The sequence below is a fragment of the Pseudomonas sp. B21-047 genome, from assembly GCF_024748775.1.
GTDB lineage: Bacteria > Pseudomonadota > Gammaproteobacteria > Pseudomonadales > Pseudomonadaceae > Aquipseudomonas > Aquipseudomonas capeferrum.
The window spans coordinates 3,627,147-3,652,243 of record NZ_CP087169.1; the positions used below are offsets into that span (position 1 = coordinate 3,627,147).

General features: G+C 61.4%; 31 protein-coding genes. 14 read left to right on the forward strand and 17 right to left on the reverse strand.

Annotation, left to right across the window (positions count from 1 at the left end; translation table 11 throughout):
- The first annotated feature begins 141 nt into the window (after positions 1-141).
- The gene (locus LOY26_RS16335; protein ID WP_186661299.1) at positions 142-579 is read left to right on the forward strand and encodes a carboxymuconolactone decarboxylase family protein; all 438 of its coding nucleotides are present in this window, start codon (positions 142-144) and stop codon (positions 577-579) included.
- A 50-nt stretch (positions 580-629) separates the two neighbouring features.
- Here the strand turns inward: LOY26_RS16335 and LOY26_RS16340 are convergent, their stop codons facing one another.
- On the reverse strand, positions 630-1,640 hold the full coding sequence (locus LOY26_RS16340; protein ID WP_258713843.1) for an AraC family transcriptional regulator: 1,011 nt from the start codon (positions 1,638-1,640) through the stop codon (positions 630-632).
- A gap of 168 nt (positions 1,641-1,808) precedes the next feature.
- On the opposite strand from LOY26_RS16340, the gene LOY26_RS16345 reads away from it, so the two are divergent.
- Genes LOY26_RS16345 through LOY26_RS16355 form a run of 3 tightly spaced genes read left to right on the forward strand, consistent with a single transcriptional unit; the run spans position 1,809 to position 4,449 of the window.
- Positions 1,809-2,993 carry an acetyl-CoA C-acyltransferase family protein gene (locus LOY26_RS16345; protein WP_033698835.1) on the forward strand — a complete coding sequence of 395 codons (1,185 nt, stop codon included), beginning with the start codon at positions 1,809-1,811 and terminating at the stop codon, positions 2,991-2,993.
- 13 nt (positions 2,994-3,006) lie between these two features.
- Positions 3,007-3,855 (forward strand): 3-hydroxybutyryl-CoA dehydrogenase, encoded by an 849-nt coding sequence (locus tag LOY26_RS16350; protein ID WP_033698836.1) that lies wholly within the window; start codon positions 3,007-3,009, stop codon positions 3,853-3,855.
- Between the two features lie 12 nt (positions 3,856-3,867).
- The gene (locus LOY26_RS16355; protein WP_258713844.1) at positions 3,868-4,449 is read left to right on the forward strand and encodes a TetR/AcrR family transcriptional regulator; all 582 of its coding nucleotides are present in this window, start codon (positions 3,868-3,870) and stop codon (positions 4,447-4,449) included.
- 61 nt (positions 4,450-4,510) lie between these two features.
- Here the strand turns inward: LOY26_RS16355 and LOY26_RS16360 are convergent, their stop codons facing one another.
- The 5 genes from LOY26_RS16360 to LOY26_RS16380 are packed head-to-tail and all read right to left on the reverse strand — an operon-like array spanning position 4,511 to position 11,010.
- Positions 4,511-4,888: a response regulator gene (locus tag LOY26_RS16360; RefSeq protein WP_186661272.1), complete on the reverse strand. Its 378-nt coding sequence runs from the start codon at positions 4,886-4,888 to the stop codon at positions 4,511-4,513.
- A gap of 44 nt (positions 4,889-4,932) precedes the next feature.
- A complete protein-coding gene (locus LOY26_RS16365) occupies positions 4,933-6,159 on the reverse strand; it encodes a hybrid sensor histidine kinase/response regulator (RefSeq protein ID WP_186663131.1) in 1,227 nt (408 codons plus the stop codon).
- Entirely contained in the window at positions 6,153-6,728 is a 576-nt protein-coding gene (locus LOY26_RS16370; protein ID WP_033698842.1) for a chemotaxis protein CheB, read from the reverse strand. The genes LOY26_RS16365 and LOY26_RS16370 overlap by 7 nt, the downstream gene beginning before the upstream one ends.
- Positions 6,725-7,546, reverse strand: coding sequence for a protein-glutamate O-methyltransferase CheR (locus LOY26_RS16375; RefSeq protein WP_033698843.1), 822 nt, complete (start codon positions 7,544-7,546; stop codon positions 6,725-6,727). The genes LOY26_RS16370 and LOY26_RS16375 overlap by 4 nt, the downstream gene beginning before the upstream one ends.
- Positions 7,543-11,010, reverse strand: coding sequence for a response regulator (locus LOY26_RS16380; RefSeq protein ID WP_258713845.1), 3,468 nt, complete (start codon positions 11,008-11,010; stop codon positions 7,543-7,545). Before LOY26_RS16380 ends, LOY26_RS16375 begins: the two co-directional genes overlap by 4 nt.
- A gap of 247 nt (positions 11,011-11,257) precedes the next feature.
- Here LOY26_RS16380 and LOY26_RS16385 point away from each other — a divergent pair, with 247 nt between their 5' ends.
- Positions 11,258-11,608 (forward strand): response regulator, encoded by a 351-nt coding sequence (locus tag LOY26_RS16385; protein ID WP_186663133.1) that lies wholly within the window; start codon positions 11,258-11,260, stop codon positions 11,606-11,608.
- A 56-nt stretch (positions 11,609-11,664) separates the two neighbouring features.
- Here the strand turns inward: LOY26_RS16385 and cobF are convergent, their stop codons facing one another.
- Positions 11,665-12,414 (reverse strand): precorrin-6A synthase (deacetylating), encoded by a 750-nt coding sequence (gene cobF / locus LOY26_RS16390; RefSeq protein WP_186663134.1) that lies wholly within the window; start codon positions 12,412-12,414, stop codon positions 11,665-11,667.
- Positions 12,415-12,481: 67 nt separating this feature from the next.
- Complete coding sequence (locus LOY26_RS16395) at positions 12,482-13,771, reverse strand: OprD family porin (protein ID WP_258713846.1); 1,290 nt, start codon at positions 13,769-13,771, stop codon at positions 12,482-12,484.
- A 359-nt stretch (positions 13,772-14,130) separates the two neighbouring features.
- Here LOY26_RS16395 and LOY26_RS16400 point away from each other — a divergent pair, with 359 nt between their 5' ends.
- The 3 genes from LOY26_RS16400 to LOY26_RS16410 all read left to right on the forward strand — a co-directional run bounded on the left by LOY26_RS16400 (position 14,131) and on the right by LOY26_RS16410 (position 15,577).
- Entirely contained in the window at positions 14,131-14,490 is a 360-nt protein-coding gene (locus tag LOY26_RS16400) for a histone-like nucleoid-structuring protein, MvaT/MvaU family (RefSeq protein WP_033698852.1), read from the forward strand.
- A gap of 221 nt (positions 14,491-14,711) precedes the next feature.
- The gene (gene gloA, locus LOY26_RS16405; RefSeq protein WP_047580995.1) at positions 14,712-15,239 is read left to right on the forward strand and encodes a lactoylglutathione lyase; all 528 of its coding nucleotides are present in this window, start codon (positions 14,712-14,714) and stop codon (positions 15,237-15,239) included.
- A gap of 95 nt (positions 15,240-15,334) precedes the next feature.
- Entirely contained in the window at positions 15,335-15,577 is a 243-nt protein-coding gene (locus tag LOY26_RS16410; RefSeq protein ID WP_186663136.1) for a hypothetical protein, read from the forward strand.
- Positions 15,578-15,634: 57 nt separating this feature from the next.
- On the opposite strand, the gene LOY26_RS16415 is transcribed toward LOY26_RS16410, so the two are convergent.
- The gene (locus tag LOY26_RS16415; protein ID WP_258713847.1) at positions 15,635-16,456 is read right to left on the reverse strand and encodes a shikimate 5-dehydrogenase; all 822 of its coding nucleotides are present in this window, start codon (positions 16,454-16,456) and stop codon (positions 15,635-15,637) included.
- Positions 16,457-16,662: 206 nt separating this feature from the next.
- Between LOY26_RS16415 and LOY26_RS16420 the strand changes: the two genes are divergently transcribed.
- The 3 genes from LOY26_RS16420 (at position 16,663) to mtlD (ending at position 19,567) form a co-directional block, all read left to right on the forward strand.
- On the forward strand, positions 16,663-16,845 hold the full coding sequence (locus LOY26_RS16420; RefSeq protein WP_033698857.1) for a hypothetical protein: 183 nt from the start codon (positions 16,663-16,665) through the stop codon (positions 16,843-16,845).
- Between the two features lie 247 nt (positions 16,846-17,092).
- Complete coding sequence (locus LOY26_RS16425; protein ID WP_186661285.1) at positions 17,093-17,296, forward strand: hypothetical protein; 204 nt, start codon at positions 17,093-17,095, stop codon at positions 17,294-17,296.
- Positions 17,297-17,377: 81 nt separating this feature from the next.
- Positions 17,378-19,567, forward strand: a complete 2,190-nt coding sequence (mtlD, locus tag LOY26_RS16430) for a bifunctional mannitol-1-phosphate dehydrogenase/phosphatase (protein WP_258713848.1) — start codon at positions 17,378-17,380, stop codon at positions 19,565-19,567.
- A 455-nt stretch (positions 19,568-20,022) separates the two neighbouring features.
- Here mtlD and LOY26_RS16435 read toward each other — a convergent pair whose 3' ends face one another.
- The 4 genes from LOY26_RS16435 to LOY26_RS16450 all read right to left on the reverse strand — a co-directional run bounded on the left by LOY26_RS16435 (position 20,023) and on the right by LOY26_RS16450 (position 21,237).
- Entirely contained in the window at positions 20,023-20,325 is a 303-nt protein-coding gene (locus LOY26_RS16435) for a hypothetical protein (protein WP_186661289.1), read from the reverse strand.
- Complete coding sequence (locus LOY26_RS16440; RefSeq protein WP_258713849.1) at positions 20,322-20,615, reverse strand: hypothetical protein; 294 nt, start codon at positions 20,613-20,615, stop codon at positions 20,322-20,324. Before LOY26_RS16440 ends, LOY26_RS16435 begins: the two co-directional genes overlap by 4 nt.
- A gap of 72 nt (positions 20,616-20,687) precedes the next feature.
- Positions 20,688-20,912 carry a hypothetical protein gene (locus LOY26_RS16445; protein ID WP_258713850.1) on the reverse strand — a complete coding sequence of 75 codons (225 nt, stop codon included), beginning with the start codon at positions 20,910-20,912 and terminating at the stop codon, positions 20,688-20,690.
- 91 nt (positions 20,913-21,003) lie between these two features.
- Positions 21,004-21,237 (reverse strand): PLDc N-terminal domain-containing protein, encoded by a 234-nt coding sequence (locus tag LOY26_RS16450; protein WP_258713851.1) that lies wholly within the window; start codon positions 21,235-21,237, stop codon positions 21,004-21,006.
- A gap of 180 nt (positions 21,238-21,417) precedes the next feature.
- On the opposite strand from LOY26_RS16450, the gene LOY26_RS16455 reads away from it, so the two are divergent.
- From LOY26_RS16455 to LOY26_RS16465, 3 genes are all read left to right on the forward strand, one after another.
- Positions 21,418-21,921 carry a CinA family protein gene (locus tag LOY26_RS16455; protein WP_258714915.1) on the forward strand — a complete coding sequence of 168 codons (504 nt, stop codon included), beginning with the start codon at positions 21,418-21,420 and terminating at the stop codon, positions 21,919-21,921.
- A gap of 65 nt (positions 21,922-21,986) precedes the next feature.
- The gene (locus LOY26_RS16460; RefSeq protein ID WP_258714916.1) at positions 21,987-22,439 is read left to right on the forward strand and encodes a hypothetical protein; all 453 of its coding nucleotides are present in this window, start codon (positions 21,987-21,989) and stop codon (positions 22,437-22,439) included.
- A gap of 9 nt (positions 22,440-22,448) precedes the next feature.
- Entirely contained in the window at positions 22,449-22,892 is a 444-nt protein-coding gene (locus LOY26_RS16465) for a DUF421 domain-containing protein (protein ID WP_258713852.1), read from the forward strand.
- 263 nt (positions 22,893-23,155) lie between these two features.
- Here the strand turns inward: LOY26_RS16465 and LOY26_RS16470 are convergent, their stop codons facing one another.
- The 4 genes from LOY26_RS16470 to LOY26_RS16485 all read right to left on the reverse strand — a co-directional run bounded on the left by LOY26_RS16470 (position 23,156) and on the right by LOY26_RS16485 (position 25,040).
- Positions 23,156-23,569 (reverse strand): response regulator, encoded by a 414-nt coding sequence (locus tag LOY26_RS16470; protein ID WP_186654704.1) that lies wholly within the window; start codon positions 23,567-23,569, stop codon positions 23,156-23,158.
- Positions 23,570-23,703: 134 nt separating this feature from the next.
- The gene (locus LOY26_RS16475) at positions 23,704-23,988 is read right to left on the reverse strand and encodes a DUF6555 family protein (RefSeq protein WP_186654706.1); all 285 of its coding nucleotides are present in this window, start codon (positions 23,986-23,988) and stop codon (positions 23,704-23,706) included.
- Between the two features lie 117 nt (positions 23,989-24,105).
- Positions 24,106-24,597 (reverse strand): DUF2514 domain-containing protein, encoded by a 492-nt coding sequence (locus LOY26_RS16480; RefSeq protein ID WP_186654708.1) that lies wholly within the window; start codon positions 24,595-24,597, stop codon positions 24,106-24,108.
- On the reverse strand, positions 24,594-25,040 hold the full coding sequence (locus LOY26_RS16485) for a structural protein P5 (protein ID WP_258713853.1): 447 nt from the start codon (positions 25,038-25,040) through the stop codon (positions 24,594-24,596). The genes LOY26_RS16480 and LOY26_RS16485 overlap by 4 nt, the downstream gene beginning before the upstream one ends.
- Between the last annotated feature and the right edge of the window lie 57 nt (positions 25,041-25,097).

A 25,097-nucleotide genomic window follows, 5' to 3' on the forward strand; every position in this document is an offset into this window, starting at 1 on the left:
AATGAAGAGATTGGATGCACGTCAGTGGCCACCTGAATGCACCGATTGGCCTCCCGGCAAACGCTGCGATTGGCTATCGGGCCGATCGACGGGCAGCGCTAAGGTAGCGCCATGTCCACCCCACACCTTCTGGAGAACACCATGAACACGCGTATCGAATGGGCCAAGCACGCACCGGAAGCCTACAAAGCCATGGTTGGCCTGGAACAGGCGCTGGCCAAGAGCGGCCTGGAAAATTCGTTGCTCGAACTGGTGCGCCTGCGCGCTTCGCAGATCAACGGCTGCGCCTACTGCATCAACATGCATGCCAATGACGCACGCCAGGCCGGCGAAACCGAAGCACGCCTGCAGACGCTGAGCGTGTGGCAAGAAACCGCCTATTTCACCCCGCGCGAACGCGCCGCGCTGGCCTGGGTAGAAAACCTGACCCGCTTGCCGGAGCGCGGTGCGCCACAGCCTGAGTACGAGGCGCTGCAAGCCCATTTCGAGCCGCAGGAAGTGGTCAACCTGACGCTGGCCATCGCCACCATCAATGCCTGGAACCGCTTCGGCGTCGGGTTTGCCATGGTTCCGGCGTAATCGATTGCTGATTGCCTGTACCGGCCCGTTTGCGGCCGATACTGGCACACCTACCGCGCAACCAACCTGGCGCGATAGCTGCCCGGGCTCTGCCCCGTCCATTTCTTGAACGCCCGGTGAAACGCGCTGGGTTCCTGAAACCCCGCCAGCTCAGCCACTTCGGCGATGCTCAGTACCCCTTCGCGCAGGTGTTCAAACGCCATTGCCCGGCGCACTTCGTCCTTGATTTGCTGGTACGAACGCCCTTCCCGCTCCAACTGCCGGCGGAAGGTGCTGGCGCTGATACCCTGCAGCTGCGCCAACGCCGCCAAGGTCGGCCACTGCCCATAGCGCCGCGCACGCAGGTGGCGATAGACCTCGGCCACCAGGCCATTCTGGTTGCGAAAGCGAATCACCAGGCCTTGGGGCGCGCTACGCAAGAAGCCCTTCAAAGCTTGCAGGTTCTGCACCACGGGCAGGCGCAAGTAAGCGCTGTCGAACTCCACTTCGGTACGCCCACTGCCCAGGCGCAGGTCAGGCCCCCACAGCAGCAGGTCGTCGTCCTGGGCAGGGCGCGACACCGCCAGTTCGGTGCGGTCGATGCCAATGCGCCGCCCCGCCAGCCAGCACAGCAGGCCGATCATCAGCACCAGGTAGGTTTCCTCGGCGTATACCCGGGTCAGCGGGTCGGCGATGCTCGACTGCACGCTGATCACTGCCCTGCCCGCGCGCACCGTGAGGCTGCCGCGCAGGTCACGCAAGAACAAGCCAAAACCGCCCATGCACTGACGCAGGGCTTTTTCCAGGTTCGGCTCCAGAATCAGGCCGCGGCAGATCAAGGCAAAGCTGCCCAGCGGCATGCCGTGGCTGTCGAGGCAGAAGAACTCGTCGTCCAACCGTTGAATCAGCGCCAGCCACAGCTGGGCGAATGCCTTGGCCGGCACGCGGGCCTGGGGCTGGTCGAGCAGCTGTGGATCGATGCCGACCGCACGCAGGTGTGCATCGCGCACGTCCGGGCGGTCGCGCAGGGCGTGCAGCATGGCCTTGAGGAAGTACACGGCGACCGTATCGCTATCGCGCATGGCGGGTTTCGCTGTCTATGCTGAGTGGCAAAAACTGCCAGGTTGAATGAACAGATCCGGCATAGGCTCTGGCAGAGCCTTTGCCTAGACTCGGGTGGACAAAGGGATCGCCGGCCATTCTCGCAGAGCCAGGCCCGGTCCCGCCATGCCTTCGCAATCGGAGCCCTTATGAGCAGCGCAGAAATCTACGTCGTCAGTGCCGTCCGTTCAGCCATTGGTGGCTTTGGCGGCTCTCTCAAGGACCTGCCGCTGGCAGACCTCGCCACCGCCGTGACCCGCGCCGCCATCGAGCGTGCCGGCGTGGATGCCGGGCAGATCGGCCACATGGTGATGGGCAGCGTGATCCCCACCGAGCCGCGTGATGCCTACCTGGCCCGGGTGGCGGCGATGAACGCCGGCATCCCCAAGGAAACCCCGGCCTTCAACGTCAACCGCCTGTGCGGCTCGGGCTTGCAAGCCATTGTTTCGGCAGCGCAGTGCCTGCTGCTGGGCGACACCGACGTGGCCCTGGCGGCGGGCGCCGAGTCCATGAGCCGCGGCCCGTACTTGCTGCCGCAGGCACGTTGGGGCGCGCGCATGGGCGACTTGCAAGGCATCGACTACACCGTCGGCGTGCTGCAGGACCCCTTCGAACACTTCCACATGGGCATCACCGCCGAGAACGTTTCGGCCAAGCACGGCATCACCCGTGAAATGCAGGACGAGCTGGCCCTGACCAGCCAACGCCGCGCCGCACGCGCCATCGCCGAAGGCCGCTTCACCAGCCAGATCGTCCCGCTGGAACTGAAAACCCGCAAAGGCAGCGTGCAGTTCAGCGTCGATGAGCACGTGCGTGGCGATGTCACCGCAGAACAACTGGCCGCCATGAAGACCGTGTTCAAGAAAGACGGCACCGTCACCGCCGGCAATGCCAGTGGCATCAACGACGGCGCTGCCGGCCTGGTGCTGGCCAGCGGTGACGCCGTGCGCCGTCTGGGCCTGAAGCCGCTGGCACGCCTGGTGGCTTACGCCCATGCCGGCGTCGAGCCCGAGCTGATGGGCCTGGGCCCGATCCCGGCGACCCGCAAGGTGCTGGAAAAAACCGGCCTGCGTGTGCAGGACCTGGACGTGATCGAGTCCAACGAGGCCTTCGCCGCCCAGGCCTGCGCCGTAGCCCGTGCGCTGGACTTCGACCCGGAAAAGGTCAACCCGAACGGTTCGGGTATCTCCCTCGGCCACCCGGTCGGCGCCACCGGTGCGATCATCGCCACCAAGGCCATCCATGAGCTACACCGCATTCAGGGCCGCTACGCCCTGGCCACCATGTGCATAGGCGGTGGCCAAGGCATCGCCGTGGTCTTCGAGCGCGTCTGAGGGAAACTGACCCATGAACATTGAACAAATTGCCGTGATCGGCGCGGGCACCATGGGCAACGGTATCGCTCAAGTGTGCGCGGTGGCGGGCTACCAGGTGCTGCTGGTGGACGTGTCCGATGCCGCGCTGGAGCGTGGCGTGGCAACCTTGAGCAAAAACCTGGAGCGCCAGGTCAGCAAAGGCACGCTCGACGCCGACAAGGCCGAGGCAGCGAAAACCCGCATCCGCACCAGCACCGACTATGCCCAGCTCAGTGGCGCGCAGCTGGTGATCGAGGCGGCCACCGAAAACCTGCAGCTAAAGCAGCGCATTTTGCAGCAAGTGGCCGGCAACGTTGCCGCCGACTGCCTGATTGCCACCAACACCTCGTCGCTGTCGGTGACGCAACTGGCCGCGAGCATCGAGCACCCGGAGCGTTTCATCGGCGTGCACTTCTTCAACCCGGTGCCAATGATGGCCCTGGTCGAGATCATCCGTGGCCTGCAGACCAGTGACAGCACCTATGCCCAGGCCTTGCTGGTGACCGAAAAGGTCGGCAAGACCCCGATCACCGCCGGCAACCGCCCAGGCTTCGTGGTCAACCGCATCCTGGTGCCGATGATCAACGAAGCGATCTTCGTGCGCCAGGAAGGCCTGGCCAGTGCCGAGGACATCGACACCGGCATGCGCCTGGGTTGCAACCAGCCGATCGGCCCCTTGGCACTGGCCGACCTGATTGGCCTGGATACCCTGCTGGCGATCATGGAGGCCTTCCATGAGGGCTTCAATGACAGCAAGTACCGCCCTGCCCCGTTGCTCAAGGAAATGGTCGCGGCCGGTTGGCTGGGGCGCAAAAGCGGCCGCGGTTTCTTCACCTATTGAGGAGCGAGTGCCATGCCCCCGGTTAACGCTGCGATGCGCTGTGCCAGCTTTGAAGAGCGACGTGACCAGGCCATGGCGCTGTTTGCCGAGAAGGGTTTTGGCCAGGTCAGCATGCGTGAACTGGCAGCCCACGTGGGGTTGACCGCCGGTTCGCTGTATCACCATTTCCCGAGCAAGCAGGACCTGCTGTACGACTTGATCGAAGAGTTGTACGAGGAGCTGCAGGCCACCCTGGACCAAGGCCGCCGCGCCATGGCCCGGGGGGCATCGGCGTTGTCGTGCCTGATCGCGGCGCATTGGCAGTTGCATGCCGAGCGGCCCTTGCAGTTTCGCCTGGCAGAGCGGGATTTATGTTGTTTGAGCGAGGCGCAACAGGTGCACCTGGCGTCGTTGCGCAAGCGCTATGAGGCAGGGTTGCTGCGTTTGATTGCACCGCAGGCGAAACTGCCAGGGCAAGCGCTGGAGGCTACTGCGCATGTGCTTGCGACGTTGCTCAACCAACTGCCGGGGTGGCTCAAGGCATTGCCTCAAGAACAAGGCTTGGAGCTGATGGAGAACTTGCTGGTCGGTGGGATCGAGCGGACGCTGCGATAGCCTGCCAGGGCCTCTTCGCGGAGCACAGCGGATCGCCGCACCGCCGCGAAGGCCAGCTGCCTCAGCGCAACAGCGCCTGAATCTGTTCGTGCAGGGTATCCAGGTCGAACGGCTTGGCCAGGATCGGCGCCTTGCGCGTGATCGGGCTGCCCGATTCGAGAATCTCCGCCGGGTAGCCACTGATGAAAATCACCTTAAGCTCCGGTCGCAGTTTTACCGCAGGCTCGGCGATCTCCACCCCCGAAATGCCCCCTGGCAATCGAAAATCAGTGACCATCAAATCCAGGTGCGGCTTGCTCGCCAGGATCTTGAAGGCCTGTTCACCGTCTTCGGCCACCAGTACGTGATAACCCTCGCCTGCCAGGTAATCACGCAAAATCATGCGAATGGCCGGTTCATCCTCGACCACCAGCACCACATCTTGTGCATCTTCACTCATGATAACGCCTTGAAATTCTTACAGTTGGCCATCTGACCCCAGGCTTACGCAGAGGTTGCCCGCGCCTGGTCGTTTTGTTGTTGGAACGTTGCCAGCGGCAATTGCAGGGTGAATGTGGCGCCCTGGCCTTCCTCGCTGTCAACCAGAATCCGCCCACCGTGGGCCTGGACGATCTGCTCGGAGATGAACAGCCCCAACCCCAGCCCACCGCTGGCCTGCTGTGCAGCGACCCGCTCGAACTGCTGGAAGATCCGCTGCTGGTTGGCGGCGCTGATACCGATGCCCTGGTCCTGCACCTGCACCCAGGCCATGCCATCCTGCTCGAACACGCGAACCTCCACCGGCTTGCGTTCGCCGTAACGCATGGCATTGGACAACAGGTTGGCCACCACTTGTTCAATCCGAAACTCGTCCCACTCGCCCTGCAACGTTTCGCAGCACTGCAGCACAATGTGCGTTTCCAACGCCGTGGCCTGGGCCGTGAAGTTTTCCACCAGGCCACGCACCAGCTGGCCGATGTCAAACACCTTGGGGCGCAACGACAACTTGCCGGTACGGATGCGCGAGACGTCGAGCATGTCCTCGATCAAGCGGATCAGGCTGTTGATCTGCCGTTCGTCACGTTCGACCATGGCCTGCAGCTTGTCGGCGCTGAAAGCCTCCAGGTTGCCCCGTGCCAGGTGCATCTTGCGCAGCTGGGTTTCCAGGATCAGGCCATTGAGCGGCGTACGCACCTCGTGCGAGACGATCGACATGAAGTCGTCGCGCATGCGCACTGCATGCTCCAGCTCGCCCCGCGCCAGTTGCAGCTGGTTCAGCAATATCTCCTGCTCCTGGCGGCTGCGTTCCAGGGCTTCGAGCTGCCGACCTAGCACCTTGCGCTGGCGAAACAGGTCGACGAACACCGAGACCTTGCTTTTTACCGCCAGGGTGTCGAGCGGCTTGTGCAGAAAGTCCACCGCCCCGCTCTCGTAGCCCTTGAAGGCGTAATTCATCTCGCGCCCCGCCGCACTGACGAACACGATCGGGATGTTCTTGGTCTTGTCGGTGCCGCGCATCAACTCGGCCAGCTCGAAGCCGTTCATGCCCGGCATCTGCACATCGAGAATGGCCAGCGCGAATTCGTGCTCCAGCAGCAGCGACAACGCAGCTTCGGCAGACTGGGCCTGGTGCACCTCGCGGTCTTCGCCCTGGATCAGGGCATCGAGCGCCAGCAGGTTTTCCGGCAGATCGTCGACGATCAGCAGTTTGGCGATGGTGTGGCTTAGCATGCGCGGGTTTCCAAGGTCGCGAGCAGTTGCCCGATACCGCTCAGAGTAAGGATATGGTCGGGCTGATGCAGGGCCAGGGCGGCCTCTGGCATCAGGGCGACCTGTGCGTCGCGAGGGTCCTGGACAATTGTGCGGCCCCCATTGTTCTTGATGTAGGCAAGGCCCTTGGCGCCGTCTTCGTTGGCACCGGTGAGCAGCACGCCAAGCAGGCCGTCGCCATAGGCATCGGCCGCCGAAATGAACAGAAAATCGATCGCCGGGCGGGAGAAATGCACAGGTGCCTCCTGGCTCAGCGACAGCGTCAGGTCGTGCTCCACCGACAAGTGATAGCTCGGCCCCGCCACGTAGACCTGCCCGGCACTGATCCGTTCCTTGTCGCACGCCTCGCGCACCGGCCGGTGCAAGCGCCGCTGCAGCACTTCGGCCAGTTGGCTGTGGCGGTCGTCCGGCAGGTGCAGCACGCACAGCACCGGAAGGCTGAACGCCGGTGGCAGCGCGCCGAGCACCTCGAACAGTGCCGCCACCCCGCCCGCCGAGGCGCCAATCACCACTGCACGTACGCCGTTCATGATTTGCGGTAGATCCGTTCGGGCTTGACCAGTGGCTCGAAGCGCTCGCTGTAGGCCGAAAAATCTACCGACTCCTTGCTGCCCAGCACCAGGAACCCCCGATGGCAGAGCGACTCATGGAACAGCCCCAAGGCCCTATCCTGCAGCTCCTTGTTGAAGTAGATCAGCACGTTGCGGCACGACACCAGCTGGGTTTCGGAGAACACGCTGTCGGTGGCCAGGCTGTGGTCGGCGAAGGTCACGTTGTCACGCAGGCTGCTGTCCATGATGGCGTTGCCATAGGCCGCGGTGTAGTACTCGGCGAAGTCGCGACGGCCACCGGCCAGGCGGTAGTTTTCTTCATACTCGCGCATGCTCTGCATCGAGTAGATACCTTGCTTGGCCTTGTCCAGCGAATGCGGGTTGATGTCGGTGGCATAGAGGATGGTGCGCTCGAGCAGGCCTTCCTCTCGCAGCAGGATGGCCATCGAGTACACCTCTTCACCGGTGCTGCAGCCGGCGACCCAGATCTTGATCGACGGCCATGTGCGCAGCAGCGGCACCACTTCATTGCGCAGCGCCAGGAAGTGGCTTGGGTCACGGAACATCTCGCTGACCGGGATCGTCAGGAACTGCAGCAACTGCATGAACATGCCCGGGTCGTGCAGCACCCGCTCCTGCAGCGCCGAGACTGTCAGGCAGTCGAACTGGCGCAAGGCATGAAGGATCCGGCGTTTGATCGAAGCGCCGGAGTAGTTGCGAAAATCGTAGCTGTACTTGAGGTAGATCGCCTCGATCAGCAGCCGGATCTCGATGTCGGTGTTGCGCTCGCTAGTCAAATTCGCTCCAGTTGCGGCAGCCACACCCGGATCAACGAGAACAGGCGGTCCAGGTCGATCGGTTTGGCCAGGTAATCATTGGCGCCAGCCTGCAGGCAACGCTGCTGGTCATCCTTCATCGCCTTGGCGGTCACGGCGATGATCGGCAGCTTGCGCCAGCGCGCTTGCTGGCGGATCAGCCGTGTCGCCTCGAAGCCGTCCATCTCCGGCATCATCACATCCATCAACACCAGGTCGATGTCGTCGTGCTGCTCCAGGCGCTCGATGGCCTCGCGCCCGTTTCGGCCGATCTCGACGATGGCGCCCTTGTGCTCCAGGGCACTGGTGAGGGCGAAGATATTACGCACATCGTCGTCCACCAGCAGCACTTTGCGGCCCTCGAACACCTTGTCGCGGCTGCGCGCGGTCTTGAGCATGCGCTGGCGCTCATGGGACAGCTGCGATTCGACTTTGTGCAGGAACAACGTCACTTCGTCGAGCAGGCGCTCAGGCGAGCGAGCGCCCTTGATGATGATCGAGCGCGAATACTTGAGCAGGTCGGCCTCTTCTTCACGGGTGAGGTTGCGCCCGGTGTAGACGATCACGGGTGGGAATGAACGGATGTCCTCTGCGGTCATGCGCTTGAGCAGCTCGTTGCCAAGCATGTCGGGCAGTTTGAGGTCGATGATCATGCAGTCGTAGATGTTCTCACGCAGCAGCGCCAGGGCGTCCTGGGCCATGGCCACGGCGGTGATCTCGACATCGTCGTCGCCGATCAGGCGGGCGATGCTTTCACGCTGCAGGTCGTCATCTTCCACCAGCAGGATGTGCTTGAGCTTCTGGGTCAGTTTGGCTTCCAGGCGGGCGAACACTTCCTTGAGCTCTTCGCGGCTGGTCGGCTTGACCGCGTAACCCACCGCGCCCATGTGCATGGCCGCCTCGACGCGGTCTTCGACCGAAATGATGTGCACCGGAATGTGCCGGGTGCCGGCCAGCTCCTTGAGGCGCTGTAGCACGGTAAGGCCGGAGTGGTCGGGCAGGCGCATGTCCAGCAGCACGGCATCGGGAATGTAGCGCGCGGCCAGCTCGAAGCCTTCGTCGGCGCCCTGGGCCACCAGGCAGCTGTAACCCAGTTCGTGGGCCAGGTCGAAGAGGATCCGGGCGAAGTTCGGCTCGTCTTCGATCACCAGGATGCAGCGGTTGTCGAACGGCGCCCGGTCGCGGTCATCGGCGAAGGTAAGCGCCGGCAGTTTCGGTGCCGTGGCGGTGGAAACCTTGGGCGCCGGCGGCAGTGTGTCGACCGCAGGCCGCAGGCTGAGCGCCTCGACCTCCTCGCTTTCAACCTCGTAGCGCTCCGGTACGATCAGGCTGAACACGCTGCCTTGGCCCGGGCTGCTGTCGACGCTGATCTGCCCACCCAGCAAATGCGCCAGGTCGCGGGAAATCGACAGGCCCAGCCCAGTGCCGCCATAGCGGCGGTTGCTGCTGCCGTCGACCTGGTGGAAAGCGCCGAAGATCGCCTGCTGCTGGTCGGCGGCGATGCCGATGCCAGAGTCGCGGACGGCGAACACGATGCCGGTGCCGGCCTGGTAGCTGATGGTCATGTCGACCTGGCCCTGGTCGGTGAACTTGATGGCGTTGGACAACAGGTTCTTGAGGATCTGCTCCAGCCGTTGCCGATCGGTGAACAGTGTCACCGGCACCTGGGGTTCGAGCTTGACCTCGAAGGCCAGCCCCTTGTGCTCGGCCAGTGGCAGGAACATGCCGCGCAGGCCTTCGACCAGGCGCGCCAGCTGGGTGGTTTCTGGCCGCACTTCAAGCTTGCCGGCCTCGACCTTGGCGATGTCGAGGATATCGTTGATCAGGTTGAGCAGGTCGTTGCCAGCCGAATAGATGGATTCGGCGAACTTGATCTGCTCCCCGGTGAGGTTGCCCTCGCCGTTTTCCGCCAGCAGCTTGGCCAGGATCAGCGAGCTGTTGAGGGGCGTGCGCAGCTCGTGGGACATGTTGGCAAGGAATTCGGACTTGTACTTGCTTGAACGCTGCAGGTCATCAGCACGGGCCTGCAGCTCTTGCTGGGCCTGGCTGAGCTCGTCGTTCTTGCGGTCCAGGGCATCGGTGCGTTCGGACAACTGCTCGTTGGTCTGCTCCAGTTCGGCCTGCTGGGTCTCCAGGTGGGCCTGGGACTCCTTGAGCACGCGGGACTGTTCTTCGAGCTCTTCGTTGGCGGTTTTCAGCTCTTCTTGCTGCACTTGCAGCTCTTCGTTCAACTGCTGGGTCTCGGCCAGCACTTCCTGCAGACGCTGGCGATAACGCGCACTTTCGATGGACATGCCAAGGTTGCCGCCAACCCGCTCCATCAGCTCTTCATCGCGCGCCTGCAACGGGCGCAGGAACCCCAGTTCGATCACGCCGTTGATCTGCCCATCATCGGTGGCGGGCATCAGCAGTGCGCTGCGCGGCAGGCCATTGCCAAGGCCGGAACTCAAGCGGTAATAGTCGTCGGGCAGGTCCTCCAGGCGCAACAGCCGACCTTCACGCACAGCTTGGGCCAGCAAGCCATCGTGGTCGCCCTTGATCTGCTCGCGGGCCTGCTCTTCGGCGCTCAGGCCATAGCTGGCCACGCGCACCAGGCTGCCATGCTCATCGCGCACATACACCGCGCCGACCACGCTGCCCAGCGCCGCCGCGAAGAAGCGCAGGATGTTGTCGCCGAGCATCGGCAGGGTCAGTTGCCCCAGTACCTGCTGGGCCAGTTGGGTCTGGCCGTTGCGCAGCCAGGCCTGGTGCTCCAGACGCTCAGCAGCGCGCCGCTGGGCCTCGAGGTTTTCCGCGTAGCTGCTCGACAGCGCCAGCAGGTCGCGGCGCCCGAGGTAGGCCAGCAAGGCACTGAGGCCGACGATGAGCAGCACGAAGACCGAGATCGCGGTCACGGTGACCGAGCTGACTTTCTCGTTACGGGCCATGCGCAGTTGCTGCTCGGTGCTGATCAGGCCGTCGAATTCCTTGCGGATCTCGTCGGTGATGCGCTTGCCCCGCCCGTTGCCGATCGATGCCTGGTAGTCGCCCTGGTTACGGCGCAGGGTAATCATCTGGTTGCCGAAGTCGTTCCAGGCCTGCTGCAAGGCCATCAGCCGGTCGATACGGTCAACCTGCTGCGGGTTGTCCTCGACCATTGCGCGCAGGCTCTGAAGGCTGCCAAGAATTTTCGGCTTGGCCACCTCATAGGGGTCGAGAAAGCGTTCGTCCCCGGTGATCAGGAAGCCGCGCATGCCGGTTTCCATGTCGATCGACAGCTTGACCGTCTCGTTGGCATTGCCGATCACCCGATCGGTATGCTCGACCCATTGCATGGCCGAGAGCAGGTAGTTGATCACCGCGACAAACGCCACGGCCCCCAAAAGCCCCACCCCAAGGGGCAGGCCGATGTTGCGGCTCAACAGCTTGCGGAAGCTTTGCTGGTCTATCGAGGCTGCTTGAATCATGTGATGACGCCCGAGCGAAAAAGTCCATTAAGAAGTGCGGCGAAAGACCGTTATTATTGCCAGCCACTGTGCTCACTGATAACAGCGAGTCTAACCAGCTTTGCCGAGCCTGGCAGGGCATTTAGCCAGTATTTGAAGGCTGGGTTTGCCAATCGTTCCATCTGATTGCAAGGATCGGTATCCTCGGGAACTTCTGCTGGCGTGCAGCGTACAGATTAAAGACATTCATTTGCACAGGAACCCAACCATGCACCTTCTGGTAGTCGAAGACGACGACATCGTACGCATGCTGATGGTCGAAGTGCTCGCCGAATTGGGCTACGAAGTCATCGAAGCGCAAGACGCCACCACCGCCTTGCGAGTGCTCGAAGATGCTTCGCAGGCCTTGGCGCTGATGATGACAGACGTGGGCCTACCGGACATGCGCGGCGAAGAGCTGGCGCACCGTGCACGCGCACTGCGCCCGTTACTGCCGGTACTGTTTGCCAGTGGCTATGCCGAGAATGTCAACGTGCCAGAGGGCATGCACATGATCAGCAAGCCGTTCGGCATTGACCAGTTGCGCGACAAGGTCATGCAGATACTGCCCCCCCCCTGAACCCTGCGCGCACTCTTCGCGGCCACCCGCGAAGAGGCCCGCCCCCCTGCAATCGATTACAGCGTTCGGCGCAACAGGTAGGTGTCCATGATCCACCCCTTGCGCAATCTCTCCTGCGCCCGCACCTGCAAAATCCTCGCCTTCACCGCCTGCAACGGCCCGGCAATCAACACCTCGTCCGCGGTCCCCAGGTAGGCCCCCCAGTAAATTATCAGGTCAGGGTCATCGAGCGCAGCAAACGCGCCCTGCCCGTCGAGCATCACCACCACATTGTCGATGCGCGCCTGCTCGGCCAGGCGACGCCCCGGCAGCACGGTCAGCGGTTCACCGATACGGTTGAGCGGCACCTGATGCCGAGCGGCCAGGGCCTGGACGCTACTGATGCCGGGGACCACCTGCAGGCGCACTGCCAACCCGCCTTCGCGGACAAGGTCGAGAATGCGCAGGGTGCTGTCGTACAGGCCAGGTTCGCCCCACAACAGAAAGGCACCGGCTTCGCCGACAGCCACCTCGTCTTCGATCATGCGGGCATACAGCGCGGCGCGCTGGCGGTGCCAGTCCTGCACCGCGCCCACATAATCCGCCGCCTGGCCGTCGCGCGAAGGGTCGGCCACCTGCACCAGCCGGTAGCCACCCTCGGGTCGATAGCGTTCGAGAATCGCCTTGCGCAAGCGCACCAGTTCGTCCTTCTGCGTGCCCTTGTCGAGCACGAAGAAAACGCTGGCGCGACGTAGCGCCTCGACCGCTTCATAGGTGATCTGAAGCGGATCACCCGGGCCGATGCCAATCAACAACAGGTCTTTCATTGCCCTGCCCTTTGCCACTACCCGTGACCATTCTCGGCCAGCCATGGGTCTTTGGCAAAGCCACCGGCTAGAAGATGGAGAAGTTGTAACTGACGATGACGCGAGTCTCGTCCATGTCACGTGCCCACTTCTCATAGTTGCTGCGGTAAGTGGAGTTGCGCAGACGTACGCTGACATCCTTGAATGTGCCACTTTGCACCTGGTACTTGAACTCGGTGTCGCGTTCCCATTCCTTGCCTTCGCCCGTGCTGCCCGGGACCTTGATATGGTCGCCATTGATGTAACGGGTGAAGAAGGTCAGGCCGGGGACACCCAGCGCTTTGAAGTCATAGTCATAACGCAGTTGCCAGGAACGTTCCTGGGCGGCGGCGAAGTCGTTGACCTGGGCGTAGTTGACCAGATAAGGGTTGCTGCCATCCAGGTACGGCATGGTGCTGTCACCGTACATGCGCTGCCAGCCGGCACTGACCTTGTGGCCCCCCAGGCTGTAGCCGAGCATACCGCTGAAGGCACGGTGGTCGATGGCGCCTGCGCGGGCATTGCCGATGTCGTCGCTCTTGATCAGGCGCAGGTCGGCCGACAGGCTGCCCACCGCCAGCGGCTGGCTCGCCACCAGGCCGAGAAAGTGCTGGCGATAGATGTTCTCCAGCTTGGCCACCTGGTACTGGGCGCTGACACGGTCACTGAAACGGTAGTCGAGGCCCGCCAGGTCGAAGTGGTCGGCTTCGATATCGCAGGCATAGCGCTTGTTCTTGCAGTGCACGCGAATGTCCTGGCGGTCAGTGGAGTCCCGTGCGGTGTACTTGTTCAGGCGCGCCAGGGTGAACTTCAGATCGTGTATTTCTTCGGAGGTCAACAGCGCGCCGTGGAACAGTGTGGGCAGCAGCCGGCCATCGTTGTATTTGATCAGCGGCATGTCCGGCATCATCGAGCCGTACTTGAAGACCGTGTTGGACACTTTGACCTTGGCCGCCAAGCCCATCTTCGCGTATTGATCCGCCGAATGCCGCGGGTCGTGGCCAGAAGACGGCAGCAGGCCGCTGTTACTGTCCGCCGGGCTGGAATCGAGCTTTACCCCGAACAGGCCGATTGCATCAACGCCAACGCCTACCGGCCCCTGGGTAAAGCCGGACTGCACATTGAGGATAAAACCTTGCGCCCACTCTTCGCGCTTGGAGGCGCCCTGGCTGGAACTGCTGAGGCCATCACGGAAGTCGCGGTTGAAGTAGACATTCCGCGCTTCGACCTTGGCGCTGCTGTCTTCAAGAAAACCGGCGGCCTGGGCATTGACGCCGGCACACAAAAGGAACAAGCCGGCAACACGGCGCCCTGGGGCGTGAGGGAGGGGGGCAAACATGCGTGGAAACATCCAGAAAGAAAGGCAAAAAACAACCTGCAGCAAACACCTGCTGCGGTACTGCGACACGCCCGAACAGTCGCCGGGCATCATCTGAAATGATCGCGCAAAGGCTCTGGCTCAGGCCATTGGACCTTGGTCTAGAACCGTTCGCGATGGCCCTCGAACTCCTCACGAAATAGCGCCCGGAAAACCTGTAAAGTTCCGTGCTTACTTATAAAAAGTTTGCAGTTTACCCAGTAGCAATGAATGACTACACTCGATGTCAGCGAACAGCGGAACCCACCCCGTGGCCGGCGTTTTGTACTACTTCAATGTTCGTCACGCCCTGCCACGAAAGACGTACAGGAGTGATTACAGTGTCCAGACTTGCAGAGTTTCGTGCTGCCGAAAAAGCGCTTCAGGAACAAATGGCTCAACTGGAAGCGCTGAAAAAGGATGCCGGCCTCAAACGCGAAATCGAATTCGAGCAGAAACTAGTCGGCCTGATGAAAAGCTATGACAAGGGCCTGCGCGATATCATCGCCATCCTCGACCCCAAGGCGGCAACTCGGGCCACCAGTACTGCCCCCAAACAACAGCGCCGACCGCGCGTGGTCAAGGTGTACGAGAACCCCCACACCGGCGAGCTGATTGAAACCAAAGGGGGCAACCATCGTGGGCTGAAGGCCTGGAAGGAAGAGTACGGCGCCGCCACGGTAGAAAGTTGGGTACGCTGATGAAACGTCCACATGTACTTCACACTTTTTTCACAAGGGCTGGCTCACTATCGAGACAGCTAAAGGACTAGCGACCCCACGCGCCCGCACATGCGGGCCTCTCTTCCAGCGCCCTGCCTCGTGCAGGGCGCTTTCATTTGCGCAATCGCTTCACTGCCGTATCATGGCCAGCCTGTCTGTTTTGCCGGTGCCTCGCGCCCGGCCCCGTCTCAGGAGTTCCCATGAGCCTGCACGATCTGCAAACCCTGCCTGGCGTCACCGCGCAGCCGGATACCGCCACTGCCAAATTCGTCTTCAACCACACCATGCTGCGGGTCAAGGACATCGAGAAGTCGCTGGACTTCTACACCCGCGTCCTGGGCTTCCGCCTGGTGGACAAGCGCGACTTCCCCGAAGCCGCCTTCAGCCTGTACTTCCTGGCCCTGGTCGACCCGGCGCAGATCCCTGCCGATGACGCCGCGCGCCACCAGTGGATGAAGTCGATCCCAGGTGTTCTGGAGCTGACCCACAACCACGGCACCGAACACGACGCCGATTTTGCCTACCACAACGGCAACACCGACCCACGCGGTTTCGGCCACATCTGCATTTCGGTGCCAGACGTGCGCGAAGCCTGCGCGCGCTTCGAAGCACTCGAAGTCCCCTTCCAGAAACGCCTGGCAGATGGGCGCATGAACCACCTGGCCTTCGTCAAGGACCCGGATGGCTACTGGATCGAAGTGATTCAGCCGACTGAACTCAAGGGCTGAGCCTCAACGCTATTCGCTCGTCGGGCCGGGAACTCTCGGCCCCTTGCTGTGGTATATGAAAGTAACGGTTTCATAAGCACAGCGAGGTAAGGACGATGCAATCTCTTCACTGTGAACACCGCAAGTACACCATCACCGCCAGCGTGATGCCCCACCCCGACTCCCCCCTACCCTACGCCGCCGGGTGCCTGATCACCGACCCTGAAGGGCATACCAGCAGGCGCATCCCCATGCCGATGAAGTTCTTCTCGGACCTTGAGAACGCCCAACACGTGTCACTGGCGCATGGGCGTGCCTTGGTGGATCAGCAGTTGGACAAGGGCCACAAGGCGTTCTGATTGCTAACCGGTGCTGGCCCCTTCGCGGCTACCCGCGAAGAGGCCGGTCAAGACGACCTAGATATCCCTGGCATATACCACAGCAGCTTCAACCTGCTCACGTGTCGGCCGCACGTCGGTATACAGCACGAACTGCTCCAGTGCCTGCAATGCAATCACCTCCAGGCCTGTGATCACCGGCTTGCCCAACGCCTGCGCCCGCTTGATCAAGGGCGTCTGCGCCGGCATCGCCACCACATCGAATACCCGCTCTGCCGCTGCAATGGCGTTCTCGGAAAACGCCAGCACGTCGGCCTCCGGCCCACCGGCCATGCCAATGGGTGTCACGTTCACCAGCATCGGCGGGCACAGGTCACCGAGTTCGGCAACCCACCGATAACCACAGACATCCGCCAGTTGCCGCCCAGCCTGCTCGTTGCGCGCCACGATCATGCCCTCGTTGAAGCCCGCATCACGCAGGGCGCTGGCCACCGCCTTAGCCATGCCGCCACTCCCGCGCAGGGCAAAGGCGGTGGCCGGGTCGACCTGATGCTGCTCCAGCAATTGACGCACCGCCAGGTAATCGGTGTTGTACGCCTTCAGATGGCCGCCGGTATTGACCAGCGTGTTGACCGACTCGATGGCAGCGGCGGAGGGGTCAACCTCATCGACCAGGGCCATGCAGGCCTCCTTGTAGGGCATCGACACCCCACACCCGCGAATCCCTAGAGCACGAATGCCCGCCACCGCCGCCGGCAGGTCGTCGGTGCTCATGGCCTTGTAGTAGAAGTCCAGGCCCAACTGCTGATACAGGTGGTTATGGAAACGCACGCCGAAGGTACCGGGCCGGCCGGCCAGGGAGATGCACAGCTGCGTGTCTCTGCTGGGAGTCGTCGACATAACCTGCTCCTTTTTCAGAACTGAATCGTTTTTTCAGCGTATCAGACGCAGCCGCTTGTCGTCCCTTACACAACGTTTATGGCGGGCGTGATCGCGCTCGCCACGCTGGTGATCGTTGATAAAACTAATGACCACTATCGAGCAAGTTGATTTCAAACCACCGAGGCTGCTGCGTAAGGTAGGGCCATGTTCCACAGGAGGTCCCCATGGCCACTATCCAGATCATGTCCGTTGTTGGCAGCGCCGTCCCCCCTTCACTGCGTCAGCAGGGCCAGCTGGCGTGCTGGTACCTGGTGCGCAACGGCGAGCCCGTGAGCGGCCCCCTGCTGACCCGCGCCTCGGCCCAAGCCCTGGCTGAGCAGTTGCAGCCAGGTACCCTGGTCGCTTGACCTGAACGTGTTGTGCGTTGCTCCCTCTCCCTTTTGCGGCCCGCCTTTTGGCGGGCCTTTTTTTTCTTCACGGAATGCTGGGGAAGTGGGGCTGCTATGTGCTTGTCGGGAGAAAGGGTGATGGCGGCTAGCTGCCATCACCGTGTGCGGTAACCGAACGATTGTTGCTGACGCCTTGCATGTGCCAGCGCATACGTGCAAGGGTAAAAAAGGAACGTCAGCCACCAAAAAGGAAGATAAGCACCTTATGCTTGGAATCACACGTATCCATCGCTACGTGCGCCCATTGCCTGCAAGCCAAGCTGCAGCCAGTGGGCGTGACGTCAACGGCAAACCAGGCGCCCGCCTGGCCGCAAAGCTTACCGCCCTCCTCTGCACACCCCGCGCCGTCCCGCCCTACCTCTGGGTCGACCCCGAGCGCGCCCCTGTCGATCGCCTGCCCCCTACCTGACCGCCCATGCGCCGTCATACCGCACTCGCCATTCAGTGACTGAAGGTGGGATGTTTCACGCAAGAAAAGGGGCAACACCCAATGATCATGTTTCAGGGCAAGAAAATTCACAGCGCCATCTTCGACATGGATGGCACGATGTTCGACACCGAGCGCCTACGTTTCAGAACGCTGAAACAGGCTTCGCTGGAAATCTTCGGCAAAGCCTTGAGCGAGCAGACACTGATCGGCTCGCTGGGCCTGAGCGCGAAAAGGGCCGAGGCCCTCGCCAAGGCCCACAACGGCGATGACTTCCCTTATGCGCAGATCCGCCAGCGCGCCGACGAGCTCGAACTTGAGCACGTGCGCAACCATGGCGTGCCGATCAAGGCCGGCCTGCTCGAGGTGCTGGAGCGCCTGCGCAAGTCCGGCCTGACCCTGGCGGTCGCCACTTCCAGCCGACGTGCCATCGCCGAGGAGTACCTGATCAATGCCAACGTGCTCAAGTACTTCGACATCACCGTCTGCGGCGACGAAGTCAGTCAAGGCAAACCCCACCCAGAAATCTTTCTGCGCGCCGCCCGCGCGCTCAATTGCCAACCCAGCCAGTGCTTCATGGTCGAGGACTCGGAAAACGGCTTGCTCTCGGCGATCCGCGCCGAGGGCCAGGCAATCCTGATCGAAGACATCAAGCCGCCCGCGCCCGAGGTCAAGGCCGGCGCGCTTAAAGCCTACCCTGGCATGCACGCTTTCCTCGCCGACTTGAGCGAGTGCGTGCCCGACCTGGGCATGCCGGCGCTCGACGATTCGTTCCCTGCTTCACTGAACCAGTTCCGTGTCGGCATCCACGGCTTCGGCGCTATCGGTGGAGGCTACCTGACCCAGGTGTTGTCCCATTGGGACGGCTACACGCGTCCCTGTGAAATCATTGCCGCGACCCGTTCACGCATGCTCCGGGAATCAGTCGCTGCGTTCGGCCGCTACAGCGTGCGCTACGGCGCCAGCGCGTTCGACCAGACCATCGACAATGTGCGCATGATCGACATGGACGACGAGGAGGCGGTGGTCGAGATGTACAACGCCGCCGAAGTGGTCGGCATGAGTCTGCCCGAACAGGCAATCCATCATCAGGCCAGGGCCATTGCCAAGGGCTTGCTGCGACGCTTCGAACGCAGGGGGCGCGAGCTGACGCTCCTGATCGTGTTGAACAAGATCGGCGGTGCAGCGTTCGTCCGGCGCCAGGTGCAAGCGCAGTTGGCATTGCTGTGCACGCCACAGGTGTGCAAGCAGGTGCTGGAAAAGACCCACTTCGCCGAAACGGTAGTCAGCCGCATCGTTTCCAAGATCAGCAATGACGCGCTGGTTCGGCAGTTGCGCATCAAGTCGCAGATCTTCAGGAACAGCCTGGAGGACGAGCCGACGGTCACCCGCAAACCCGCCACGCCGGCCCCTGAGTACGAACGGCTGATCGGGCACTTCAGGCCTTTTGCGCAGTCCAGCAGCGCCATGAGCCAGTTGCACCTGATCCTGTTCAACAGCGAGCCCGACATGCCGCTGTACGTGGAGCGTGGCAGTGATTTGCTGGAGCGGCTGCGCCAGGTGAAAACGGTCGCGGACATTACCCAGATCCAGATCATCAAGAACCGTTTGTGGAATGGGCCGCATGCAATCATCGCCTGGTATGCCAGCCTGCTGGGGCATACCTGGGTTGGCCAGGGGATGGGGGACGCCCGTGTCAGTGCGCTGGCAGAGCGTCTCATTCACCAGGAAGTGGCGCCGGCATTGATGGCCGAGTACCCGCAGATGTCAGAGGTTGTCAGCAGCTTTGCCAATGCGTTCCTCGAACGGTGCAAAACGTCGTTCAAGGACCCTTGCGTGCGGGTCGGGCGCGATCCGATGCGTAAATTGCAGCGTAACGAGCGCATCCTCAGCAGTATAGACCTGGCGCGCAAGCATGGCATTCAGACGCCTGCGCTGGCGTTCGGGGCGGCGCTGGCCATTCACTATGCGCTGCACGGCAACGCCAGCAAGGACCGGGAAGCCCAGTTGATGAAGACGCTGTACAAGGCCAGTGACGAACGTGTCGAAGCGGTGTTGACCCATGACGGGGATTATCACGGCAAGCCTTACCTGGGACTGGACCCGGTCAGTGATGCGGACCTGGTCGAAAGCATTTCGGCCAACTTCCGGCTGTTGCAGCAACGGGACAGGGCTGACTGGACCCTACCCTCTGCGTTGACGCGCGGATCATCTCCATCCCACCTCTGCGAAGTGACGGAATGCGACCGGTGATGGCTCCGAGTTGGCCACGCTTGAAACGAGGGTAATGGGTACAGGATGGGTACAGGATTAAATTTCGTTCACGTAGCGCCCTTTAGTCATAAGGCATTCGACAGCAATTCAGCCATACTCCAGACATGTTTTTCACGTTTTGAAGAGTTTCGCAAAGCGGAGAAAGCCCGTATTTACGGGCCCTCCAGCCCTCCCCGCGACATTCCATCCCCCTCCAAAACACAGCCATTGGTACAAAAATTGGTACGAGCCAGCTGTACGTCCATCCAGCACATTCCAGTGATGCTGCAGTAGTGTGAGAATCGATCCTCAGGCCGCATCACAAGCGGCCTGTGCATCGCTTCTGTCTAATACAGATCGGCTAGTTTCGGCGACTTTCGACCAGTAAAACCGAGAGGCTTTCGAGCGGTTATAGACACCATGCCCCTCCTCCGGCGTCCTGCCGAGTAGCCCGCCTAATCCAGCGTGGGCGCAACATTCCCTACCCCTTTGATCACCTTGATGCCCCATTCGGGCAGTGGCTCGTGGTAGCCGAACAGGCCGCAGGCGTACATGTCCTCGTGCTCGTTTAGGCCGTAGAGCCGCGCCGCCTCGGCAAACTCCAGCATCTCGCACAGCTGGTCTTCGCCCACTTCCCCGCGCCGGTGGGCGGCCATGGCCATCTCAGCCAGGACGGCAGCTCGGTTATCTGGATCGGTGGCTAGGGCGAACTGGTCGTTGAGCTCGTCCAGCCAGGCCCGCGGTAGTCGGCTCATCATTCTGCCTTGCACCACCACGACTGCGCGTACATCACGCCGCCGATCTCCTCGATGCCGTTGATGTTCATGTCGAGTTGGGCCATGCCGTTGACCTTGGCATCGTGCAGCCGGGGTATCACGTCAGGCCCAGGGGTCGGGTTGAACACCCAGGCCTGGGTCGCGACCCGGCCCAGTGGCTCACTGTGATTGTCGCCGATGTGGATGTCTGCCCGGAGCGGCGTGATCTTCCCGAGCTGACTGGTGGGGATAGCCACGCCATTCACGCGGCGGCGAACGAGGAGGAAATACATAGGCACCTATACTGTACAAAAACACAGTATCCTATAGGCGAAACCTGGTACGGGGAATTGCCGATCAGCGGGTCAGTGCAATGGTGGTAGATCCTTTCCACGAGCCTTGGCTATGACCCGAAGCTGGTAGTCGGACACCGCCTGGAACAGAGATTCAGCCAGCAGGCGGAGCCGTTCAACCTCCTCTGGTGGAGCGCTACAATCCTGAGCCTCGTGGTAGGCACGGAATGCGTCCACTGCCTGCTGGATCAGCGGCTCGCCGGCCTCAACCATTCCTACGAAAGTACGCTTGTCCATTACCATGCCCAGGCTAGTTTCCCTGCGAATATTAGCCTCTTTCGAGAAATTTGGCTGAGACACAACGCATGGCGAAGCCGTCTGTGTGGCTTCACCCCTTACTATGTTCGGGGGATGACGGTCCCGTCCCGCGCTTGATGCCACGCGGCCCCATGATGCCCCAGATAGCCAGGCCGACGACGGGCAGTGCCAGTAGTAACAGCGCCCACAGCGCTTTGGTCGCATCGGCTTTGTCACTGCGAAAGACACTGACAATGGCCCACAGATCGACAAGTAGAATGATCACCGCCACGGCGATCCAGAAATACGTCACAGGCTCGGTCATGACCGCCTCTCCTATTCCAAATGACAGGCCACGAAAACCATGGCCTCGTATAAAAGGGAAGCCTGCGTGCCGTTCAAAGTTCAGGCAGCTTTATCCGGCATAGATGAATGGACGCCACGCACACTGAACCAACTTTGCCCGCCACACGTCCATCGCAAAACAGCACTCGGATGGCCCACTATGTCTAAAGATCCAGTATTCGAGGCGCTTGACTACCTAAGGACCCACAATCTGGTCCTGACCACTGCCGAATCATGCACAGCTGGCGCCATGGTCTCATTGCTGGCGGCAGTACCGGGTACCGGCGAAGTACTTGAAAGCGGTTACGTCGTTTATTCGCCCAGCGCCAAAAGAAGGCTCCTAGGCGTTAGCCAACAAACCATTGAACGCTACGGGCTCACCAGCGAGGCAGTGGCCTGGGAAATGGCATTGGGTGCGTTGAAGGACAGCGACGCCACGGTTGCCATCGCCAGCACCGGTGTCGCAGGGCCAGAGCCGCAAGACGGCATTGCACCGGGCACTGTCTGCTTTGCCTGGGCATTCGCCGGCGAACCGCTTGCCGTTTTCACCCGGACGCAGCGTTTCTTTGGTGACCGTGCAGACACCATCCGCCAGGGAGCATTGTTCGGGTTGTCACACCTGGTGCACTACCACCAACGCTGGCTGCGCGGTGAGCGCGCCTGAGGACTAAGGCCGTGCGCGAAGACGAGCTGATCTCAAGGCACCACCCGGTCGAGGAAGACATGCCCATGCAGCGCCGTGTATGGCGCTTCGAGCGGGTTGGATGGTACTCGCTGGTGCTGATCGTGTTGCTTGCCCTGGCCGGATTGTTTGGCAATGGTCCGCTCAGTGACGCCCAGGCCGTGAGTAGCGACGGCCGTGTACGGGTCGAGTATCAGCGGCTCAGCCGTACAGGCAGTACCGATAGCATGCGAATCACAGTTCGCGGCGCCCCCGGGAAACCGGTCATACTGCTGCTGGGCGGAACCTTACTGCAGGAGGCCAGTATCGAGACCCTGCAGCCCGAGCCGCAGGTGTCGCGATCTCATGGCGAGGCACTGCTGCTGGAACTTGGCACCAGCGAAGACGGTGTGGCCACCCTCTACCTGACGCTGCGCAGCGACTATGTCGGCACCCTTGAAGGCAGTGTCAGGGCAGGCCCGAGCAGCGCGGTACATTTCACTACCTTCCTGTACCCCTAGGAGCGTGACATGGACTCCATCCTTCGTGCGGCAGGCATGTACATTGTCCTGATGTTGCTGTTTCGTGTGGCTGGCAGGCGCTCGTTGGCCGACCTGACCACGTTCGACTTCGTGCTGTTGTTGATCATTGGCGAAGCGACTCAGCAGGCTTTGTTGGGTGAAGACTTTTCCTTTACCAACGCTGTTCTGGTGATTGCCACGCTGATAGTGCTGGATGTTGGTCTGTCGTTGGCCAAGTTGAATTCCAGACCTTTGGCACGTCTGCTCGACGGCCATGCAACGCTGGTGGTGGAACACGGACGCTTTCTTCACCAACGCATGCGCCGGGCACGGCTGACCGAGGACGATATCCTCGAATCTGCACGCGACAGCCAAGGCATCGAGACCGTCGAGCAAATCAAATTTGCTATCGTCGAGAGAAACGGCAAGATCTCGATTATCCCCCAGAACTGACATCAGCTTTCGGCCGTAGCAGATATTTCGTCAGATAGCGGGGACAGGCTGTGAGCCCCTCCACCAGCACCATCTCGAAACCATGGAAGTGTTCGGTCGGGATATCAATACACCGAGACCTGGCAACGGTACCGGCGCTCGCACTAGGAATATCGGGCAATGGGAGGCGAGAGCGAGCGGAAGCCATCTTCACTCGAACATCCTCGAACGGCCGGCAGAGAAACGGCCTTCCGCGATAGTCGGATTTGAGATCCTGATGCAGCTTAGTCGGCCGAATGAACATAGGTCGCTGACGCTAGCGTCCGGCCAATAGTGGCAACAAGCTCGTCGATGGACCAAGGCTTGAAAAGGTAGCTGAAAGGGGGAGCGACTGTTGACGTATCAAGTTGAAAACCGGAAGTCAGGATGGCCGGCAGCCCTGGCCATTTTTCATGAACCATGGAGATAAACTCCATGCCCTTGATGCAGCCGGGCACACCATGGTCGACGATCATCAAGGAGCAGGCACCCTTTGATTCAAGAAGTCGAATCAGGGCGTCTTCGGCGTTGCCGAATGCAACACAGGTGGCCCCCATCTCAGCCAGGATTGCTACCAGCACTGTTCGAAGAGTCTCATCATCCTCGACAACTACTACAGTCATTCCTGACAAAGACGGACGATCCATGTCGAGTTTCATCAGACTCTCCAACCACGATCAGGCCATGAGTGTTTCAGCTTCAGAACAATGAGTCGATGGCGGCATTAGGCCACATCAAATTGTGGACGCCAGGGCAGATGTCGCCCTGGCAAACCACGTGCCGACTACGCACTTTAAGGAGAGGCGGAAAACTTCTTCATATCAACTGCAGGCGCCACAAATTCAGGGCCCTGCCCTGTAGGGCGCCACCGCACTTTGGAGATGCCATAGCGCTCAGCCATTGGGCGACTGACCTTCTTGATCTTGTGCTGACCGAATCTGGGAATGATGCCCACCCCAGCATCGCAGCTCGCCCAATGCCAAGCCTCAACGTTGTCCATTCGTTCCTGCCGGATGATGAAAGTACGGTAATCACCGTGAAGTTCATACTCGATCACGTAAAGTTTATGTTCTGCCATTGGACTCTCCTCCATAGAATCACCGTCAATGGAGCTACACAGTGGGTAAAAAATTCCGTTTTTTTGACCGTACGGTCACGCTCCTCCGCTCAACAGCTAAGATGGCGGTCGACGCCTTTACAGCGAGTCGTGCTCTCGCTCGCACTGCTGGCCAGCTATTTGGGCTCGGTCATAAGCTTTCGCCAATTCTCCCGCTCGAGCATCAGCCCGTGCGAACAGGTCGGAGAGCACCATGGCGGCGCGGGTGGCTGCCTGGCCTCGGGCGATAGCGGCGGTATCCGTGCCGGGGCAACTGACGGTGGCAGCGAGCTTGGCACCTTCGTCGCGCAGCCGCTGGCCAGCAGCATCGGCGCCAGCAGCGCCAGCATCAGCAATCGTTCTTTCTTCATGCGCTTTTACCCTCGCCTCTTGCTGCGCGTCTGCGCTCCGGTGTTCTTCCTGGCGTGCGGATCGTTCGCCGATTACCGCGGCCAAGCGGTCGCCACTGTCCCGTTGCGCTGATACCTGAGCGCCCTTCGCCCGCTCTACCGATATGCCGTGCTGGTACGCGCCCCAGTGGGACGCCAGAAGCACAAGCACAATGGCAGCCGTAGCAGGCCAAGCACTCATGACAGAGCCCGCCGAATACCCTCATCAATGATCATCGACGGGTAAGGGTTACCGCCGTTCTCGTGGATGATGATGCCTAGCACCATCTCGCGCAGCGTGGTCGGGTCTTTGATGTCGATCGGGTCCGTGGCCCGAACGCCAAGGAGCTTGGCCACGGCAGCGGCGTAGGCCTGGGTGTCGTTCTCGTTGCTCGGTGCCCAACGGTTGATGGTTTCGAGCACGGTGTCGATCCCCTTCCCGCCTACTCCCGGCATCCCGTCCTTGCCGCGGTAGTTGATCAGCAGCTTGCCCAGGGCGCGAATGCCGTTTTCGGGATGGTCAAATCGGGCGAAGCGCGGCTTGGCGACTCCCTCTTCCAGGCCGAGCTGCCCCTGCCAGGCGTTGCGCGGGTTGTAATCGATGTTGCCGGGGTTCTTGTTGCGGACTCCGCGAGGTGTGGTCATAGGTTTCTCCAGGCACAAAAAAGCCCGCACTAGGCGGGCTTGGGATGGTTGCAAGGG